Annotated in this window: 15 protein-coding genes; 9 read left to right on the top strand and 6 right to left on the bottom strand. The window is 63.2% G+C overall.

Features of this window, described 5'->3' with window-relative positions; translation table 11 throughout:
* Positions 1–4: 4 nt before the first annotated feature.
* Both RHP72_RS28485 and RHP72_RS28480 read right to left on the bottom strand, forming a co-directional pair.
* Positions 5–817, bottom strand: a complete 813-nt coding sequence (locus RHP72_RS28485) for a DUF1707 domain-containing protein (RefSeq protein WP_073513423.1) — start codon at positions 815–817, stop codon at positions 5–7.
* 30 nt (positions 818–847) lie between these two features.
* Complete coding sequence (locus RHP72_RS28480) at positions 848–1612, bottom strand: DUF1707 domain-containing protein (RefSeq protein ID WP_073513422.1); 765 nt, start codon at positions 1610–1612, stop codon at positions 848–850.
* A 107-nt stretch (positions 1613–1719) separates the two neighbouring features.
* Between RHP72_RS28480 and RHP72_RS28475 the strand changes: the two genes are divergently transcribed.
* The 3 genes from RHP72_RS28475 to RHP72_RS28465 all read left to right on the top strand — a co-directional run bounded on the left by RHP72_RS28475 (position 1720) and on the right by RHP72_RS28465 (position 6466).
* Positions 1720–2139 (top strand): DUF5318 family protein, encoded by a 420-nt coding sequence (locus tag RHP72_RS28475; protein WP_042448217.1) that lies wholly within the window; start codon positions 1720–1722, stop codon positions 2137–2139.
* A gap of 562 nt (positions 2140–2701) precedes the next feature.
* Entirely contained in the window at positions 2702–4849 is a 2148-nt protein-coding gene (locus tag RHP72_RS28470; protein ID WP_007735524.1) for a transglycosylase domain-containing protein, read from the top strand.
* 39 nt (positions 4850–4888) lie between these two features.
* Positions 4889–6466, top strand: coding sequence for a glycosyltransferase 87 family protein (locus RHP72_RS28465; RefSeq protein ID WP_311094130.1), 1578 nt, complete (start codon positions 4889–4891; stop codon positions 6464–6466).
* Between the two features lie 2 nt (positions 6467–6468).
* Here RHP72_RS28465 and RHP72_RS28460 read toward each other — a convergent pair whose 3' ends face one another.
* Complete coding sequence (locus RHP72_RS28460; RefSeq protein WP_003941253.1) at positions 6469–6768, bottom strand: LuxR C-terminal-related transcriptional regulator; 300 nt, start codon at positions 6766–6768, stop codon at positions 6469–6471.
* 186 nt (positions 6769–6954) lie between these two features.
* Between RHP72_RS28460 and RHP72_RS28455 the strand changes: the two genes are divergently transcribed.
* Positions 6955–10797, top strand: a complete 3843-nt coding sequence (locus RHP72_RS28455) for a helix-turn-helix domain-containing protein (protein ID WP_311094129.1) — start codon at positions 6955–6957, stop codon at positions 10795–10797.
* A 6-nt stretch (positions 10798–10803) separates the two neighbouring features.
* On the opposite strand, the gene RHP72_RS28450 is transcribed toward RHP72_RS28455, so the two are convergent.
* From RHP72_RS28450 to RHP72_RS28440, 3 genes are read right to left on the bottom strand one after another with little or no spacing between them, the layout of a single operon-like run.
* Positions 10804–11583 (bottom strand): DUF4190 domain-containing protein, encoded by a 780-nt coding sequence (locus tag RHP72_RS28450; RefSeq protein ID WP_311094128.1) that lies wholly within the window; start codon positions 11581–11583, stop codon positions 10804–10806.
* Between the two features lie 45 nt (positions 11584–11628).
* Positions 11629–12213 (bottom strand): GNAT family protein, encoded by a 585-nt coding sequence (locus RHP72_RS28445; RefSeq protein ID WP_311094127.1) that lies wholly within the window; start codon positions 12211–12213, stop codon positions 11629–11631.
* Positions 12213–13568: a glycosyltransferase family 87 protein gene (locus tag RHP72_RS28440; RefSeq protein ID WP_193594740.1), complete on the bottom strand. Its 1356-nt coding sequence runs from the start codon at positions 13566–13568 to the stop codon at positions 12213–12215. Before RHP72_RS28440 ends, RHP72_RS28445 begins: the two co-directional genes overlap by 1 nt.
* Before the next feature lie 210 nt (positions 13569–13778).
* Here RHP72_RS28440 and rpsF point away from each other — a divergent pair, with 210 nt between their 5' ends.
* The 5 genes from rpsF to dnaB all read left to right on the top strand — a co-directional run bounded on the left by rpsF (position 13779) and on the right by dnaB (position 18577).
* Positions 13779–14066 (top strand): 30S ribosomal protein S6, encoded by a 288-nt coding sequence (rpsF, locus tag RHP72_RS28435; protein ID WP_003941237.1) that lies wholly within the window; start codon positions 13779–13781, stop codon positions 14064–14066.
* 64 nt (positions 14067–14130) lie between these two features.
* Complete coding sequence (locus RHP72_RS28430; RefSeq protein WP_003941248.1) at positions 14131–14655, top strand: single-stranded DNA-binding protein; 525 nt, start codon at positions 14131–14133, stop codon at positions 14653–14655.
* Positions 14656–14694: 39 nt separating this feature from the next.
* Entirely contained in the window at positions 14695–14937 is a 243-nt protein-coding gene (gene rpsR, locus RHP72_RS28425) for a 30S ribosomal protein S18 (protein ID WP_003941245.1), read from the top strand.
* 18 nt (positions 14938–14955) lie between these two features.
* Positions 14956–15411: a 50S ribosomal protein L9 gene (gene rplI / locus RHP72_RS28420; RefSeq protein ID WP_007735531.1), complete on the top strand. Its 456-nt coding sequence runs from the start codon at positions 14956–14958 to the stop codon at positions 15409–15411.
* A 508-nt stretch (positions 15412–15919) separates the two neighbouring features.
* Positions 15920–18577, top strand: coding sequence for a replicative DNA helicase (gene dnaB, locus RHP72_RS28415; RefSeq protein WP_311094126.1), 2658 nt, complete (start codon positions 15920–15922; stop codon positions 18575–18577).
* The last annotated feature ends 34 nt before the right edge of the window (positions 18578–18611 follow it).

Below are 18611 nucleotides of genomic sequence, written 5' to 3'. Positions count from 1 at the left end.
ATTCCTAATCGGTGAAGGCGTAGACGCGGACGAGTTCGCCAGCGGAGGTGGTATTGACGAATCCGCCTTCGCCGAAGCTGTTTTTCGCCGAAATATCCAGCAGCGGTTCTTCTCCGGCAGTGTACGAAATGTAGTAGACCTGGGCGTCGGGCACATTGACGTGCCGCTGGATCGCCTCGATGTTTCGTCGTACGGCTTCGAGATCAATCGCGTCGAGATCGACTGTCGCAGTGTCGATCTTACGGCTTTCCGGATCGCCGTCCGCAGTGAAGCCGCCGCGAAAGGAGTACTTGATCTTCCGGTTGGGTTGACCGGGAACAGCGAGGGAGAAATAGGCTGCGCTGTTGTTGAAGGTGATCTCGTCGACGACGGTGGAGCCGAACTTTTCCCGCAACCGGTCACGTAAGAGGGCGATCCCTTCCGCGCTCGCCATGAAGGGTGTGGGTATGACCAAGGGCTCCGGGTTCGGGACAACGGCAGGCGCAACTGCGGACGGCGGCATCACGGGATCTCGGTGCGTGAGCGAATAAGCCGCGACGCCGACGACCAGCGCTGCCGCCACCGTTGCCGCTGCGAACCACGGCACCGGTCGTTTTGGTGGGCGACGTCGATCGGACGGCGGATTCGCTGCGCCCTGCAAGTCGGCGACGATGGCGGCCAGTTCGTCGAGAGTGCGCGCTTTCGCCACCGCCTGCGCGGCAGCGCGATGCTCGGCGGCGTTCAACTGTCCGTCTCCGAACGCCGCATCGACGACGGCCGCGGTTGTCTCCCTGTCCCGGTTTGCGGCGCGGGTGTTCGGCGGATATTTCTGGGCCATGCCGAGAATCCTAAATTCAAGGCCTGTGCGTCAGAACACCCTGCCGTCGAAGGTCATCTTGCGCACGCCCGTGTACGCCCCGGTGTCGTCGACGACGTAGATGCTTATCACCGGCGCACCCGAATCGGCCAAGGTGATGTGGTCCACGCGGGTACCGGCCAGTGCGGCGGGGGACTGTGCGATCACCGACACCAAGGCGTCGCGGTTCACATTGGTGAGGTCCATGTCCGTGTTGCCGGGCACCGACGCGGGTTCGTCGGACGGAGTGAGAGTGCCGCGGAAATCGAAGTTCCGGAAGTTCCCTGATCCGTCGACGCGGCCGACCACCGCTCGATCGGGGTAAAAGGTGGCAACCCGCACCGGCTCGGAACCGTACGTCGTCACGAACGACGCGAAGACGTCATCGATGCCGGTGGGGACAAACGGAGAATCGGCAGGCTCGGTGCTTGCTCCGAACCGTTCGACCACGTCGGCCGGAGGCTCGAGCGGTCCGCGTTGGGCGGCAGCCAGTGCAATCGCACCTGCCACTGCCGCAGCGGCGAGCGAAAGGTAGAGCACTTTTCGTCGAAAGGTCACGTGGGGAGATTTCACGTGTGCGCGAGGTGCAGGTTCCTGTAGATCGCCGATCAAGGACGCCAACTCGACCACCGTCGTGGCAGTTCGCGCTTGCTCGGTGCGATCGAAGTATTCGGCGGCGCCCAGCTGTCCCTCGGCGTAAGCGGCGTCGAGTCTGGCGCAGGCGTCGATACGGTCCGTATCGCGTGCGCGGGTGGCCGGCGTCTTGGAAGAACTCACAGGAAGTGATCGTAATGGCTGGTCGCCATGCCCCCAGCCCCCGAAATGTGTTCATCGTGACCCTCCCGAACCGTCCGTCGCGGCACGGACGCACGTACGCTGGTCAGGTGCGGATACAGCGGCAAGTTGTGGACTACGCGCTCGCGCGTCGGTCTGTGCTGGCCGAAGTGTCTGCGGGTCGGACCGACGTCAAGCAAGTGTGTGACGCCGATCCGTACCTACTCAGAGCCGCGAAGTTCCACGGCCGGGGCAGCGACGTCGTCTGCCCCATTTGCCGCAAGGAACAGTTGACGCTCGTGTCCTGGGTGTTCGGCGACAAGCTCGGTCAGGTTTCGGGATCAGCCCGAACCTCGGACGAGCTCGCTCGGCTTGCGGAAACAGCAGAGGAGTTCACGGTGCACGTTGTAGAGGTGTGCCGTACCTGCAGTTGGAACCACTTGGTGCAGTCCTATGTGCTCGGCGCAGTACCTGCGCCGCCGCGACCGCGGCGAGCACGCCCACCAAGCCGGCGCACCGCCAGCGAGTAACGCCACACCCGAAGAAGGGCCCGATCGAAGTCTGCACGTGATCGGTCCGTGACCACTGGAGATTTGATTCGTGAGTTCCCCCAGCAACAACAACCCGGGCGGCAACAACCCGGGTGGCCGTCCCGTCGGTCCCAACCGTCCCGCCGGACCTCCTCAGGGTCGTCCGCCGCAGGGACGTCCCATGGGCCCACCACCGCAGGGACGCCCTCCGATGGGTCCGCCCCCTCAGGGTCGTCCGCCGCAAGGTCGTCCGATGGGACCCCCGCCCCAGGGGCGTCCGCCGCAAGCCCGACCTGCCGGCCCGCCTCCTCAGGGCCGCCCCGCCGGTCCCCCTCCTCAGGGTCGTCCGCCGCAAGGCCGACCTGCCGGCCCGCCGCCTCGAGATCGCGCCGTAGGCGCTCAGGCGAACGAACCGACCCAGCGCGTCGCGGCAGCAGCAGCGACCACCCGTAGCAACGCGGGCACCCGCCCGCCGGTCGGACCTCCACCGACGAAGCCACCGACAGGTGGCTCCGGTGGCGGTGGCAACGACGGACAACCCCCGAAGGGAAGAAAGAGCACCGTGAAGAAGAAGTCCAAGTGGCGCACAGTTCGCCGCTCGGCCTACGTCTTGGTGGCGCTCGGTCTTGTTCTGCCCGTCCTTGCCTTCATGGCGGCGTACATCGTGCAGGACGTCCCCAAGCCCGGTGACCTCAAGACCAATCAGGTGGCGACGGTCTTTGCCGCCGACGGCACCACGGTGATCAGCACTGTCGTCCCGCCAGATGGCAACCGCGTCGAGGTCTCGCTCGATCAGGTACCGCCGCACGTTCGCAACGCTGTTCTGGCCGCAGAGGACCGCGATTTCTACTCGAACCCGGGCTTCTCGATCTCCGGTTTCGCACGCGCGGCCCGAGACAACGTCCTCGGTCGCGACAGCGCCGGTGGTGGCTCGACCATCACGCAGCAGTACGTCAAGAAGGCGCTTGTCGGCTCGGAGCGTTCGCTGACGCGAAAGATGAAGGAACTCGTCATCTCCTCGAAGATGGCCAACGAGTGGTCCAAGGACGACATCCTCGCCGCGTATCTGAACACCATTTACTTCGGTCGCGGCGCATACGGCATCGGCGCAGCATCCAAGGCTTACTTCGGTAAGCCCGTCGACCAGCTGTCCATCGAAGAAGGCGCCGTCCTGGCGTCGTCGATCCAGCTTCCGTCGCTCCTCGATCCCGAGACCAACCCGACAGGCGCGAAGTCCCGTTGGGATTACGTGCTCGACGGCATGGTGTCTGCAGGCACGCTGGATCAGGCCGCGCGCACGCCGATGCAGTACCCCGCTTACATCCCGCTCGCCCAGGTCGACAACAGCAGCCAGGGCTCGACCGGCCCCGAGGGCCTGATCAAGCGTCAGGTGCTCAAGGAGATCGGCGACGCTGGAATCAGCGAGCAGTTGCTCAACACCGAGGGCTTGCAGATCACCACGACCATCGACCCGCAGGCTCAGGCCGCAGCGGTCGAAGCAGCCCGTTCCAATATGGAGGGCGAGCCGGAGAACCTGCGTACCGCAGTTGTCTCGGTCGATCCGAAGACCGGAGCCGTCAAGGCGTACTACGGCGGTGAGGACGGCGCGGGATACGACTTCGCGAATGCCGGACTTCAGACCGGTTCCTCGTTCAAGGTGTTCGGCCTCGCAGCCGCCCTGGATCAGGGAATCCCGCTCTCGCAGATGTACGACAGCTCACCGCTGACCGTCAACGGCATCTCCATCGGCAACGTCGAAGGTGAAAGCTGCGGCACCTGCACCATCGCAGAGGCGCTCAAGCGTTCGCTGAACACCAGCTTCTACCGTCAGATGCTCAGCCTCGACGGCAACGGCCCGCAGGAAATCGCGGACATCGCTCACAAGGCAGGCATCCCGAAGGACATCCCGGGTGTCGGCCCGTCGCTCACCGAGGCCGACGGTTCCGGCCCCAACAACGGCATCGTGCTCGGCCAGTACCAGGCCCGCGTGCTCGACATGGCGTCGTCGTACGCGACACTCGCCGCGTCCGGTACGTATCACGCACCGCACTTCGTGCAGAAGGTCGTCGCGGCCGACGGCACCGTGCTGCTGGACCGCGGCGCGCCCGCCGGTGAAGACCGCATCGACGCTGCCGTGGCGGACAACGTGACGGCTGCGATGCAGCCGATCGCGGCGTACTCGCGCGGTCACAACCTGGCCGGCGGACGTCTGTCGGCGTCGAAGACAGGTACCGCGCAGCTCGGTGACACCGGAGCCAACAAGGACGCGTGGATGGTCGGCTACACGCCGTCGCTTTCGACCGCGGTCTGGGTCGGAACTCCCGACGGTGAAGCGATCACCAATTCCGGTGGCGCGATGATCTACGGCTCAGGTCTGCCTTCGGACATCTGGAAGGACACGATGGACGGCGCCCTCGAGGGCACCGACAACGAGAAGTTCCCGACGCCGGGCAAGATCAACGGTCAAGCCGGTGGTGTTCCGGAGTACACGGCTCCCGCACCGCCCAAGACGTCGGCGCCGCCGACCACCGCACCGACGACGACGGAAACCACTCCGCCGCCCGTGGTGACAACGACGCAGGTCGAGGTTCTGCCGGGCATCACGATCCCGATTCCGGGCATCTCCCGGCCGACGACAACCACGCCACAGGTACCAGGGGCAGGCGAGACCACCGAGGAAGAACCGGCAGGTGTGAGCCCCGGCCAGTAGTTGGAGGGTGGTCGGTTCGAAAGACGGTAACCTCGCGGAGTGGCCGCGAATGCTGATGATGCCGAACCGACCTCCCCCGCTCCGCTGGCCGAAGATCTTCGTTCGGCGGATTGGCGGGACGTTCCCAGTCGCAACGACGCGATGGTGTCTGCGCTGTCGGGAACCGTCGGCGGTCCGGTAGGTCGTCACGCACTGATCGGGCGCACTCGCTTCTTCACACCGATGAGAGTGATCCTTCTGCTCGCCGTGGTGTTCTTGGCTTTCGGCTGGTTCGCCAAGGCGGGCTGTATTCAGCAGGCGCCGGTCGGCGAGAGCGGGCAGCCCGGCCTCGACTGGAGTGGCAGCCGTCAGTACGTGGCGATGTGTTACTCCGACACCGTTCCGCTGTACGGAGCCGAGCGCCTCGATCAGGGAGCATTCCCGTACAAGACGTCGTGGGAAGAAGTACGCGGCGACGGTTCGATCCAGATGCGGTACATGGAGTATCCGGTCATCTCGGGGCTCTACCAGTACGGCGCAATGAAAGTCGCGAAGGCGTGGGATTCGATCACCTGGCTGCCGGGCGCGATTCAGGTGGCGCTCTATTTCAACGTCGTGGCGTTCGGGTTGGCGTTGGCGTGGCTGGTCACCGTGTGGGCGAGCACCCTTCTGGCCGGACGACGAGTGTGGGACGGCGCTCTCATCGCGTGTTCCCCGTTGGTGATCGTGCACGTGTTCACGAACTTCGATCCTCTGGCGACGGCGTTCGCGGCGGGTGGGTTGTTGGCGTGGGCACGCAAGCGGCCCGTGCTCGCGGGAATCCTGCTCGGCCTGGGCGGCGCCGCAAAGCTCTACCCGCTGCTCCTACTGGGACCGCTCTTGGTCCTGTGTCTGCGCGCGGGCAAGACGAGGGACTGGCTGGTGACCGCTCTCAGCGCGGTCGCGGCATGGCTTGCGGTGAACCTGCCCATTGCCGCGCTGTACCCCCATGGTTGGTACGAGTTCTTCCGGCTCAACTCCGAACGCGGGGCCGATCCGGATTCGCTCTACAACGTGATCGCGTCGTTCACGTCGTGGAAGGGCCTCGACGGTCCTCTCGCACAGGGTGAGTCACCGTCGAATCTCAACGCCGTCTCTCTGCTTTTGTTCGTGGCCGTCTGCATCGGTGTCGGATACGTCGCTCTGACGGCGCAGCGTCGTCCGCGAGTTGCGCAGCTGTGCTTCCTGTTGGTGGCGGGCTTCCTGCTCACGAACAAGGTGTGGAGCCCGCAGTATTCTCTGTGGCTGGTGCCGCTGGCCGTGTTGGCCTTGCCGCACCGCAGACTCCTGCTCGCGTGGATGACCATCGACGCCCTGGTCTGGGTTCCACGAATGATGTATTACCTCGGCGTGTCCAACAAGGGGCTGCCCGAGCAGTGGTTCACCGGAACCGTCGTGATCCGGGACATCGCGGTACTCGTTCTGTGCGCGCTGGTGCTCCGGCAGATCTACCGGCCGTCGGAGGATCTCGTGCGGTACGGGTTCATCGACGATCCGGCGGGCGGTGTTCTCGATCAAGCACCGGACAAACAACCTGCCTGGCTACCCGGTTGGCTGAAGCCGTCCAAGGCGAAGGAACCGGAACCCGTCACGGTCTGAGGTCACCACTCGTCGAGGGTGGTGTACCCGTCCTGGACCGCGCGGGCAAACAATGCTGCCTTCGTGGGAGCCGGCCGCCCGACGTCGCTGTACTTCGTGCGGATCCGAGTGATGTGTGTGTTGACGGTGCAGACGCGTAGGCCGAGCGTCTCGGCGACCTCGGACTTGGAATCCGAACGTAGCCAGGCAAGAAGTACTTCGATCTCGCGGACGCTCAGCTTCGGCTTGTGCTTGCCGTGCTTGGGGTTGCCGACTCGGGACACGTTTGCCTCGATCTTCGGAGAAATGCCGATTGAAGACATGCGAGTAGCGCCTTTCGACGGAGGGGATGGGCGTCGACTGCCGTATTTGCAGAAGGGCTGCTGGCTCGGGGTCCGACTGAGACGAGTATTTCGATCGAGGTGTCTCAGTGGAACGGGTGCAACTCTCTCGATACAGAGTCCATACAACGGACAAATCCCCTACCTGCTCCGATAGAGTGCGTCGCTATGAACTCGAAGGCGGAAGCCGGTACGCACAATCAGGTCGATCCCGCCCGGATCGAGTCGCGTGGGCAGTTTGCTGAGACGCTCACTGCACTGCGGAACGCAGCCGGACTGACGGTCCGCGAAGCCGTCGAGCGTTCGGGTGGTTTGCACGGAACCGTCAGCGGATGGTTTGCCGGCCAACACCTGCCGACGCCGGCGAGTACCCCGATGTTTTTCGCGCTCCTCGAGGCCTGCGGCGTCGATTCCGAGGATGAGCGGGAGCGCTGGATCAGTGCGGTGCAACGAGTGAGACAGCTGACGGCCAGACGACGCGGCGACGCCACCGTTCCGTATCGAGGTCTCGAGTCGTTCCGGCAGGAGGACGCCGAGTGGTTCTTCGGTCGAGACGAACTCACTGCCAATTTGGCGGAACGGGTGGCGTCGGCGATACAGGGTGAACGTCGCCGTCAGTTCATGGTGATCGGTGCTTCCGGCTCGGGTAAGTCGTCGTTGCTGCGGGCCGGGCTCGCCCCCAAGATCGCTGGAGACGATCCACGGTTCGACGGCTGGCGGGTGGAAATCCGGCAGCCGGGTACGGGAGGAATCCCGTCGTCGATTTCCGACGAACCAACAGTCTTGATGCTCGATCAGTTCGAGGAACTGTGGACGCAGTGCGACGGTGATCGTCGCGAGGAAATACTGCAGACTCTCGCGGAACTCGGTGAGAACACCATTGTCGTCATCGGCATGCGTGCCGACTTCTACGGGCTCGCGGCGAAGGAACCGCTTTTGGTGCCACTGCTCGACGACTCGCCGATGGTGGTCGGGCCGCTGACCGAAGAGCAGTTGCGCGAAGTGATCGTCGAGCCGGCGGTCAAGGCCGGGATGACCGTGCAGAGCGAGTTGGTTCAGGTTCTGGTCTCCGAGCTGACACCACGCGGCTCGCGCACGGCCAGCGACCCCGGAGCTTTGCCATTGTTGTCGCACGCACTGCTGGGGACCTGGCAACGGTCGACGCGTAAGACGCTGACCGTCTCGGATTACTACGCCACCGACGGGATTGCCGGAGCCGTCCAGCAAAGCGCGGAGGAAGTGTACGGCGAGCTCACAGAGCGGCAGCAGCAGTTGGCGCGCAGGATCTTCCTCCGGTTGGTCAACGTCGACGAAGTGACGCAGACGCGTCGGCGGGCACCGCGCACCGAACTCTTCCTCGGTGACGACGTCGACGACGTGAATACCGTCATCGACCGGTTCGCCTTACGCCGCCTTCTCACCGTCGACGAGGAGACCGTCGAGGTTTCGCACGAGGTCTTGCTGTCCGCGTGGAGTCGGCTTCGCGATTGGATCGACTCGGACCGCGCCGGTCTGGCGGTGCATCGCAGGTTCACCTACGCGGCGCAGGTGTGGGAAGACAGTGGACGCGACCCCGGCGCGCTGCTCGGACCCGCACGTCTTCATCTGACGGAAGAATGGCTGCGTTCGGGCGAACTCGGGCTCCCACTGGAACCGAGTCGGACCCGCGCCGCCGACCTCAATGCCACCGAGCGGGAGTACCTCGCCGCGAGCATCGAGCATCGTGATCAGCAGGAATTTGCCGATCGCCGACGTACACGCGTGCTACGACGGCTCGTGACTGCGTTGGCAGCCGCGTCGGTGATCGCTCTGGTGTTGGCGGTGGTTGCGACCGTCGCCGGTATCGGAGCCAATCGTCAACGTGTCCAAGCAGATACCGCGCGAGACGAGGCGATGTCGCGTCAGGTGGCCACCGAGTCGATCAGGATGCGCGAGCGGGATCCGTCGCTGGCGTCGCAGCTTGCTCTGGCGGCATTTGCGGTCAACGAAACAACCGAAGCCCGCTCGGCATTGCTGGATGCGTCGGGCGTTCATTCGGCTACTCGCATCATCGGACCGCCCGGCGCGATGAAGGCCCGGATCAACCCAGCTGGAACTGTTGTGGCGGTGGGTGGTTCGGACGGGAAGGTCAGGCTTTATCCGATGGTGGACGGTGTTGCCTCAGCCGTTCCGCAGGCGGAGTTCCTCGGAGTCTCGGAGGGCACGGCCCTCTTTGCCGTCGCCTACAGCCCGGACGGACGGCTCCTTGCGACCGGTGGTGCCGGCGGCGCTGCACTCTGGGATGTGTCGGACCCGAAGAATCCGGTCCGTGGAACACTTCCCGTCGACGGTGAACGCGTAGTGCAGGACATGGAGTTCAGCCCAGACGGAACCAAGCTGGTCGCCGGTACCTCGACGCCCGACGTCCTGCGATGGAACATCGACACCTCCACGAATGCCGTTGCTTTGCCTGCTCTTCCGCATCCAGCTGACGGCATTGTCACCGCGACGTTCAGCCCCGACGGACGTTTCCTCGTGGCGGGCGGGCGTCAAGCGACTCTGCGCGTGTGGGACGTCGCGAAGTGGGGTGAGGAATCGGCGCCGATCTTCGCGACCGAGCCCAACGGCACCACCGTCCACTACCTCGGCGTTGCCTTCAGCCCGGACGGACGTGAGCTCGCGGCGGGAACCACTGGCAGGGAGGTGGTTCGGTGGGACATGAGCGATCCGGCGCGCCCCTCTCCCCTGCAGGCACTGACGGGATTTTCCAGCTACGTCAACGAACTGAACTACGGCAAAGACGGCACACGTCTTGCCGCAGGAAGTTCCGACAACTCCGTGCGCGTGTGGGACCCCCGAACCGGGGCATTGATCGAAACACTTCCGGACAGTGGGGCGGTGACCACCGTCGACTACAGCGATGACGGCCGCAATCTGGTCACCGGGGGACTCAACGGTGTGACTCGCGTGTGGGCTCTTCCGGGTCCGGTCTGGGCGGGAGCTCGGGACACGATCTTCACCAGTCCCTTTGCCGCGGACGGCTCGCGTCTGGTGGCCGGCGTCGGTGCCAGGGGTGGCGCGATGTTGGCGTGGAACACCGAGGATCTCGATCGCCCCGCGGTGATGCCGGAGTTGAAACCGCAAGGGGCCGACTCTTTCAGCGGTGCGTCGGCGGTGTCGGCAGACGGGAACCTGGCTGTGAGCGGCACCGGCGGCGGCGGTGCATATCTTTGGGACCTGAGTGATCCGGCGTCGCCACGTATCTACGGCGAGCCTGCGGTATATGTGAAGGGCATCGTGGCGGTTGTCGCGCTGAATCCCGCCGGAGATCTGCTGGCGGTGTCCTCGCAGGACGACAACAGTATTGCGTTGGTCGACGTTTCCGACCCGTCGGCTCCGAAACTGTTGTCGTTGACCGATGTCGGCTCCTACCCGCAGATGATGGCCTTTCAGCCAGGTACCGACATCTTGGCGATCGCGAACGCCAAGAACGAAGTGGATCTGTGGGACGTGTCGAACGCAGCGTCGCCCCGGGTGGCCGCGACGGTGGGTGGATTCGAAAGCTACGCATTAGCAGTGTCTTTCAGCGCCGACGGAACGCTGTTGGCCGCCGGAAGTGCGGATCACGGTGTCGCCGTGTGGGACGTACGCACACCGTCGGCACCCGAGGAACTCGCTCGTCTCGTCGGCCCCGAGGGCGCAATCTATTCGATCTCGTTCAACCGCGCCGGTGATCGGCTCGCTGCCGGTGTCGGCGACGGAACCGTCTGGCTCTGGGACATCGAGACTCCCTCGCGGTCAACACGATTTGCGACGCTGTCCGCCTACCCGGGTCGCGTCAACGACGCTCAGTTCGCCGGCGAGAGTGACATGATCGCGGGTAGCGGGTCGGACAAGACCGTTCGCTTGTGGGGAATCGACCCCGACGGCGTCGTTGATCGATTGTGCCGCACCGCAGGATCTCCCATCACGGAAGCCGAATGGGAGCGGTACCTGCCCGGTGTTCCCTACCAGGATCCGTGTGCCGGCTGACGCGCTTCAGTTCATCCAGAACTCGAGCGCCGCTTCCCGACCCAGCTCGCCTCCGCTGCCGGTGATCACCAGTCCGGCGGAGGTGAGCTTGTACGTCACGTCCTTGTTGGTGACGGTGAATCCGTTGCCCGTGGGCGTCGGATCGTCGAGTTCGATGGTGGCGCCGTCGCTCAGCCGTTGACCCTTGTAGTAGTAACGCCCGACTCCGGTTTCGCAGATGACGATTCGTGATCCGGTCGTGACGGCGATGGCGACGGCAGGATTGGTGGAGTTGCAGCTGGGGCCGCCGGAGATGAAGCCCTGACGGTTGGTGCCCGAGACGGTCGGCGCTGGTCCGATCGAGGTCGTGACGCGTGGGGGCGTCGTCGTTTTCGGCGCTGTGGTGGGTGCATTCGGCGCCCGAGTCGTGGTCGTGGAGTACGAGTACGGCGTCGTATAGGTGAGACTCCGCGAACTCGCTTCATTGGCGGCGTTGCCGAAAGCGGCGGCGAGCAGCCCGAAGAACGCGATCCACACGATCACGGCCAAGATGCCGAGTGCGGTGAAGATGTAGCCGATGATCAGTCCGGCAAGGGCGAGTCCGTCGCCTTCTTCGCCGGTCCGTTTGATCTGGCCGCGAGCGATGTGACCGAAGACGATCCCCAACGGCGCGATGAGGAACGCGAAGACGAGGGCGAGCACCGCGAGTGTGTTCGTCGGCCGCCTGCCGTACGGATCGGGCTGCCCGTACGGAGACGGTTGCCAATTCTGATTGCTCTGGTACCCGTACCCACCCTGATCGCTCATGAGGTGAATCTTGGCATGGACTTGGCCGAAGAGTGCAGGTGATCGCTAGTTTCGGGTACGTGTCTCGAGCTGAGGTGCGATGGTCGGCCAATCGTCGTCGGTCATCGCGAACAGCGCTGTTGTACGCCAGCTGCCGTCGACACGGCGTCGGTGCTTGCGCAGCAGGCCCTCGAACTGAGCGCCGAGCTTTTCGATCGCGGCCCTGGACTGTTCGTTGAACTCGTCCGTGTGCCACTCGACGCGTACGGCTTCGAGCTGGTCGAAGGCGTGACGAAGCAGGAGCAGCTTCGATTCGGGATTGATCCCGGTTCCCTGAACCGATCGCGACAACCACGTGTACCCGATTGCAAGACTGCGGTTTACCGGGTCGATCTGGTACATGGACGTAGTGCCGACCACGGCGTTCGTCGCGATGTTCACCTGCGCAAAGGCGATCCGATTAGGGTCGTCGGTTGCTGCAGCGATGTACTTCTGTGCCTGTTCCCGATCGGTGATGGGCGATGCGGTCCAACGAAAGATCGCCGGGTCGTCGGCAGCAGCGAGCAGAGCGTCGGTGTGCGCGACGCCCAGGGGTTCGAGTCGGACACGATCACCGGTCAGCGTCGGTGATTCGAACCATGATGCAGTCATCAGGCGTGCTCCCGTGAGTGAGTCGGAAGGTTGTTGTCGGAGTTGGCAATCGGATCGGTCCCACCGGCAAGCGGATACCGCAACGGGACTCGCAGGAACAGGAAGAAGAACACGGCGAGCAGGATGACGTGGCCCCACACGCTCGCCTGGACGACGGCTTCGTACTTGCTCGGATCGAGATTCATGTCCAGTTGGTAGAAGTACCGGAAGATGCCGATACCCAACGCTGCGTCGGCGATCAGATAGGCGACGATCCAGAACCACCGGATCTTGAACAGTACGAGGAAAGGCAGGATCCACAGTGTGTACTGCGGTGAATTGACCTTGTGCAGCAACACGAATCCGCACAGCATCGCGGCACTGACTGCAATCCACGGAAAGTAGCCGTCGCGGACGTAGCGGCGCCAACCCAGATACATCGCGAGCGCGAATGACAACAGGATCATCACCGGAGACAGGATGCTCACCAGTGCGTCGTAGTCGGCGTTGAGCTCGCGAACTCCGAAACCGTAGAACGGGCGCAAACCCCAGAACCACACCGAGTTGGTGGTGATGTCCGCGCTTCGCTTCTCCTGGAAGCTGAACGACGCGCGCCAGCCTTCGTAGGAAATGAGGGCGAACGGCAGGTTGACGAGGACGACGGTGACGATCGCCGCGCCCGCCGTCATCAGCGCCCCACGAACGTCGTAGCGCTTGCCTTCGGTGCCGCGTAGAAGCACGTAGGCCATGAGCGGCAGCACGAACATTCCCGGGTACAGCTTCAAACAGAAACCGATCGCCAGGATGACGGCCGCCAGAACCGCGCGAGTTCGCAGCGGGATCCGCTCGAACGTCATCAGGAAGATCGCGCCGACGCTGGTGGCCACCACCGGGAGCTCCCAGTTGTGGAATGCGTACAGAACCAGGGGCGGAGTCGCCGACCACACGAGCGCGTACGCGCCGCTCATCTTGCCGAGCATCCACGCCGTGAGCAGTCCGAAAGGAGCCAGGATCAGGGCCGAGTGCAGAAGGAAATCGGTGTCGGTGTGTGAGCCGATACCGCCCAGCCACATCAGAATTCCGCTGAGCACCGGGTATTCGACGGTTCCGCCGGTCAGGAATCCTTCGGGCGTTATCCCTCCGGTGACGAAGGGGAACAGATGCTGATCGATACCTCGTCCGAGCCAGAGCAACTGAATGTCGGAGTAGCAGACGTCGATGTTCTTGTTGACGTCGAAGTTCAGGCTTCGGCCGTCGGGCGCGAACGGTGCACCGCCGCATCTGGCCTTGTTGAAATAGCCCAGCGCCATCGTCAGCCCGCACAATCCGACGACCAACGCCAGGATCGACGCCGGGGTCTTGCGGTCTGTTCGCATGATTCTCACCCTAGGGGGCGCAGTGGCTCGCGGGGTGATGCGTCTGCGCCACGCGTCGCGCATCGACCTGGCGGTCTTCCCGGAGGGCTGGGACGATTTCCCTGGTCAAGGCCCCTCGTGTAACCTACGAGGGTTGCTGACGCAACGACCCTCCTGCCACGGATAGTCCGTGGCCGTTTTCACTTAGTCCACAGGAGGTGATGAGGTCTTATGCGTCATTACGAATTGATGGTCATCCTTGACCCCAGCCTGGACGAGCGCACTGTCGCTCCTTCACTGGATACGTTCCTCAATGTTGTGCGCCAGCACGGCGGCACGATCGACAAGGTCGATGTCTGGGGTAAGCGTCGTCTCGCCTACGAGATCCTGAAGCATGCTGAAGGTATCTACGCGGTGATCGACATCAACGCCACTCCCGCCACCGTCGCTGAGCTCGATCGTCAGCTCGGTCTGAACGAGTCGGTTCTGCGCACGAAGGTTCTGCGCCACAACAAGTAATTACTGTCGGTAGCGAGCTCTACTCTCGCGCCCAACGGTCTTACATCAATGCAGGAGGAACCACATGGCTGGCGACACCATCATCACCGTCATCGGAAACCTGACGGCTGATCCTGAACTTCGTTTCACCCCGGCGGGTGCCGCGGTTGCAAACTTCACGGTTGCTTCCACGCCCCGCACCTTCGACCGTAATTCCAATGAATGGAAAGACGGCGATGCGCTGTTCATGCGTTGCAACATCTGGCGCGAAGCAGCCGAGAACGTCGCGGAGAGCTTGACCCGTGGTTCACGAGTAATCGTGAGCGGCCGGCTCAAGCAGCGTTCGTACGAAACTCGCGAGGGCGAAAAGCGAACTGTCGTCGAGCTCGAAGTCGATGAAATCGGTCCTTCACTGAAGTACGCCACGGCAAAGGTCAACAAGGCCAACCGTGGTGGCGGCGGTGGAGGCGGCAACTTCGGCGGTTCCTCCGGCGGATCGGGTGGCGGACGTCCGAGCGCTGCACCTTCGGGTGGAGACGATCCTTGGGGCAGTGCGCCTCAGGCTTCGGGCTCCTTCGGTGGTGCGGGCAGCGACGAACCGCCCTTCTGATCCGTACCTGATCAGGAACATCCAGAAAAGAGCAAAGACATGCCGAAGCCGCCCTTGCGCGACAAGGTTATGAAGAAGAAGGTCTGCACCTTCTGCAAAGAGAAGAACACGCAGATCAACTACAAGGACACGACGTTGCTTCGTAAGTACGTCAGCGATCGCGGAAAGATCCGTGCTCGCCGTGTCACCGGCAATTGCGTCCAGCACCAGCGCGACGTTGCCATTGCCGTCAAGAACTCACGTGAGGTAGCACTGCTGCCTTACGCCACCGTGGCTCGCTAAGGAAAGGGAGGAAAGAACATGAAGCTCATCCTCACCGCTGACGTGGACAACCTCGGTGCGCCTGGCGACACCGTGGAGGTCAAGGACGGCTACGGCCGTAACTACCTGCTCCCCCGCGGACTGGCAATCGTCGCCACCCGTGGCGCCGAGAAGCAGGTCGAGGGCATCCGTCGTGCACAGGAAGCGCGCGCTGTGCGCGGCCTGGATCACGCCAAGGAGCTCAAGGCAGCTATCGAGGGCCTCGAGTCCGTAACGCTGACGGTCAAGACCGCCGGTGGCTCGGGCAAGCTCTTCGGTTCGGTTACCGTCGCTGACGTCGCTGCTGCGATCAAGGCTGCCGGTGGACCGGTTGTCGACAAGCGCTCCATCGTGTTGCCGAAGGCTCACATCAAGAACACGGGCAAGCACGCCGTGGTCGTGAACCTGCACCCCGATGTGGTTGCCAAGTTCAACCTGAACGTCGTCGGCGCATAGTCGACTGTTCGTCTCGTCGGGCCCCGCACACTTCGGTGTGTGGGGCCCGACGTTTTGTTTCGGGGTGCGGTGTGCCGCCTGGCAGCGTCCCGAATCGGACCTGGGGATAACTCTCACACTGTGATGTTCGACTTGGTGATCAGTGACGAATCGGGCGAGGCAACACGCCCGACACGCCGACGCGCCGACTGTGGAAAAACTATTTTCATCAACAGGCTTGTGAAATTGTGGATAGCCATCTACCTGGTCTTTTGTAGTTACTAAGCAAAGTAGTCCCCAAATGCTCCACAGGCGGTGCACACCGTGGGGCGGGAGTTTCCACAAAGCATCCACAGGTTTATCCACAGTCCGGTTTGTATGCGGACCTACTAGTCCCTAACGTCATCTCGGCGTCTATCTACAGCCCGGCCGAATGCGGCTAGGGGATGTCGGTGGGGGCAGGTACAAATGATGAGGGCGCTGCGGTTTCTGGCAGTGTCGTCGAGTGTTTTACGGGAAGGTCTCGCTTGTGGCTGTTGTAGATGATCGAGGACCTTCCGACTTCTCAGGGCCGGACTACCCGGGCCCTCCCGAGGCCGAGCCCGACCAGGAGTTCGGACGCCAGCCACCTCAGGACATGACTGCCGAGCAGTCGGTGCTCGGCGGCATGCTGCTGAGCAAGGACGCCATCGCTGACGTCCTCGAGGTACTGCGTCCGGGTGACTTCTACCGGCCCGCCCACCAGTCCGTCTACGACGTGATCCTGGACCTCTACAGCCGTGGCGAGCCCGCCGACCCGGTGACGGTCTCCGCCGAGCTCGACCGTCGAGGTGAGCTCCGCCGTATCGGTGGTGCTGCCTACCTGGTGACGCTGACCCAGACAGTGCCCACAGCCGCCAACGCCGCCTTCTATGCCGAGATCGTGGCCGAGAAGTCCGTGCTGCGTCGTCTGGTCGACGCCGGTACTCGCATCGTCCAGTACGGCTACGCCGGCACCGAGGGTCAGGACGTGGCCGAGGTTGTCGACCGCGCGCAGGCCGAGATCTTCGAGGTCACCGAGCGTCGAACCACCGAGGACTTCGTACCGCTCACCGAGCTCCTCCAGCCCACGATGGACGAGATCGACTCCATCGCCAGCCGCGGCGGAATTTCCCTCGGTGTGCCCACCGGATTCAAGGATCTCGACGAGATCACCAACGGCCTTCACGCTGGTCAGATGATTATCGTCGCGGCCCGTCCTGGTGTGGGCAAGGCGCTTGCCCTCGATACTCCCCTCGCGACGCCTAGTGGCTGGACCACGATGGGTGACGTTGCTGTCGGCGATCTGTTGATCGACAACCACGGCAAGCCGACGCGGGTTGTTGCCGCTACCGACGTGATGGTTGACCGTCCTTGCTACGAGGTCGAGTTTTCCGATGGAACAGTGTTGGTGGCCGACGAGCAGCATCAGTGGTTGACGGAGACGCGTGCTTCGCGCCGTTCAGCGCAGAACGCCAAGACAGGTTACAACCGCTATAAGAATCAAAAGACATTCGCCGAGGTCCGAACCACGGCGGAGATCGCATCGACGGTGCGATGCGCAACGGCGGATGGCCGCGTTAATCACTCTGTCGTGAATGCCAAGCCGCTCGACCTACCAACGCAGGATCTCCTTGTCCCGCCCTACACACTTGGCGCTTGGCTGGGTGACGGTTCTACTGCCTGCGCACAATTCACCACTGCTGATCCCGAGATCATCATGTTGATCGAGGCCGAAGGCCTGGTTGCAGTTCCGTCCAAGTCGGCGCATTTGCGCTACAGCCTTAAATTAGCCCCGGAAGATCCCGTCGCTCCGCGCGATTGCGTTGTGTGCGGAAAGAGCTTCGTGCCGTTCACCAGTCAGGTGCGAACGTGCGGTCAATCATGCGGCGGCAAAGCACGTTTCACGTCTGACCCTGTACCTGCGCCAACCTGTTCACACTGTGGTGGACCTTCGATCGGGCTGCGACTGTGCCAGAAGTGCCGCAATGAGTACGGCACGGTTCAAGGACGCCTACGTACGGTCGGTGTTCTGGGCAACAAGCACATCCCTGTCCAGTATCTCCGTGGGTCTGAGGCGCAGCGTCGTGCGGTTCTTGCGGGGCTTCTCGACACTGATGGAACTGTGACTGCCGTTGGCTCCGTTCAGTTTTCGGTAACCAACGAGCGCCTCGTCCGCGATGCCCAGGAATTAGTGGTCAGTCTTGGCTATCGCTGCCAAATGAGCACAAAGCGAGTCAACGGTCGCACCGAGGCTTCGTCGACTGCATTCACCTTGACCTTCTCGACTGATGACGAAGTGTTCGGTCTTACGCGGAAAGCGATGCTGCACAAGGAGCGTCGAGCGAGTAAAAGCACTGCGCGCAGCGGATCGCGCTACATTGTCGATGTTCGACCAATTGCGAGTGTTCCGGTTCGCTGCGTCGAGGTCGACAACGCCGACCACATGTACCTGGCCGGTCATTCGATGGTCCCGACGCACAATTCCACGCTCGGAATGGATTTCCTGCGTTCCTGCTCCATCACGCACGGCATGGCCAGCGTCATGTTCTCGTTGGAAATGAGCAAAACCGAGATCGTCATGCGTCTGCTGTCCGCAGAGGCAAAGATCAAGCTCGGCGACATGCGCTCCGGAAAGATGACCGACGACGACTGGACCAAGCTCGCGCGTCGTATGAGTGAGATCAGCGAGGCGCCGCTCTTCATCGACGACTCCCCCAACCTCACCATGATGGAAATTCGCGCAAAAGCGCGGCGGCTCAAGCAGAAACACGACATTCGCCTGATCGTCATCGACTACCTCCAGCTGATGAGCTCGGGTAAAAAGGTCGAGTCCCGTCAGCAGGAAGTCTCCGAATTCTCCCGTAGCCTAAAGCTTTTGGCGAAGGAGCTCGAAGTTCCGGTTGTCGCGATCTGTCAGCTCAACCGTGGTCCCGAGCAGCGAACCGACAAGCGTCCCCAGGTCGCCGACCTTCGTGAGTCCGGTTCACTCGAGCAGGACGCCGACATGGTGATTCTGCTGTACCGACCCGACGCGACCGAGCGAGACGATCCCCGTGGCGGTGAAGCCGACCTGATTCTGGGTAAGCACCGTAACGGCCCGACCGCGACAATCACTGTGGCGCACCAGCTTCACCTGTCCAAGTTTGTGGACATGGCCCGGGGATAGTGGCTGCCGCCATCGCCTGAAGGTGGGACGGATT

Origin of the sequence: Rhodococcus sp. SG20037 (assembly GCF_031763325.1) — a bacterium.
Taxonomy (GTDB): Bacteria; Actinomycetota; Actinomycetes; order Mycobacteriales; family Mycobacteriaceae; genus Rhodococcus_F; species Rhodococcus_F qingshengii.
Note: the sequence above shows the minus strand (reverse complement) of the source record. Positions and strands in the feature narration are given on the sequence as shown.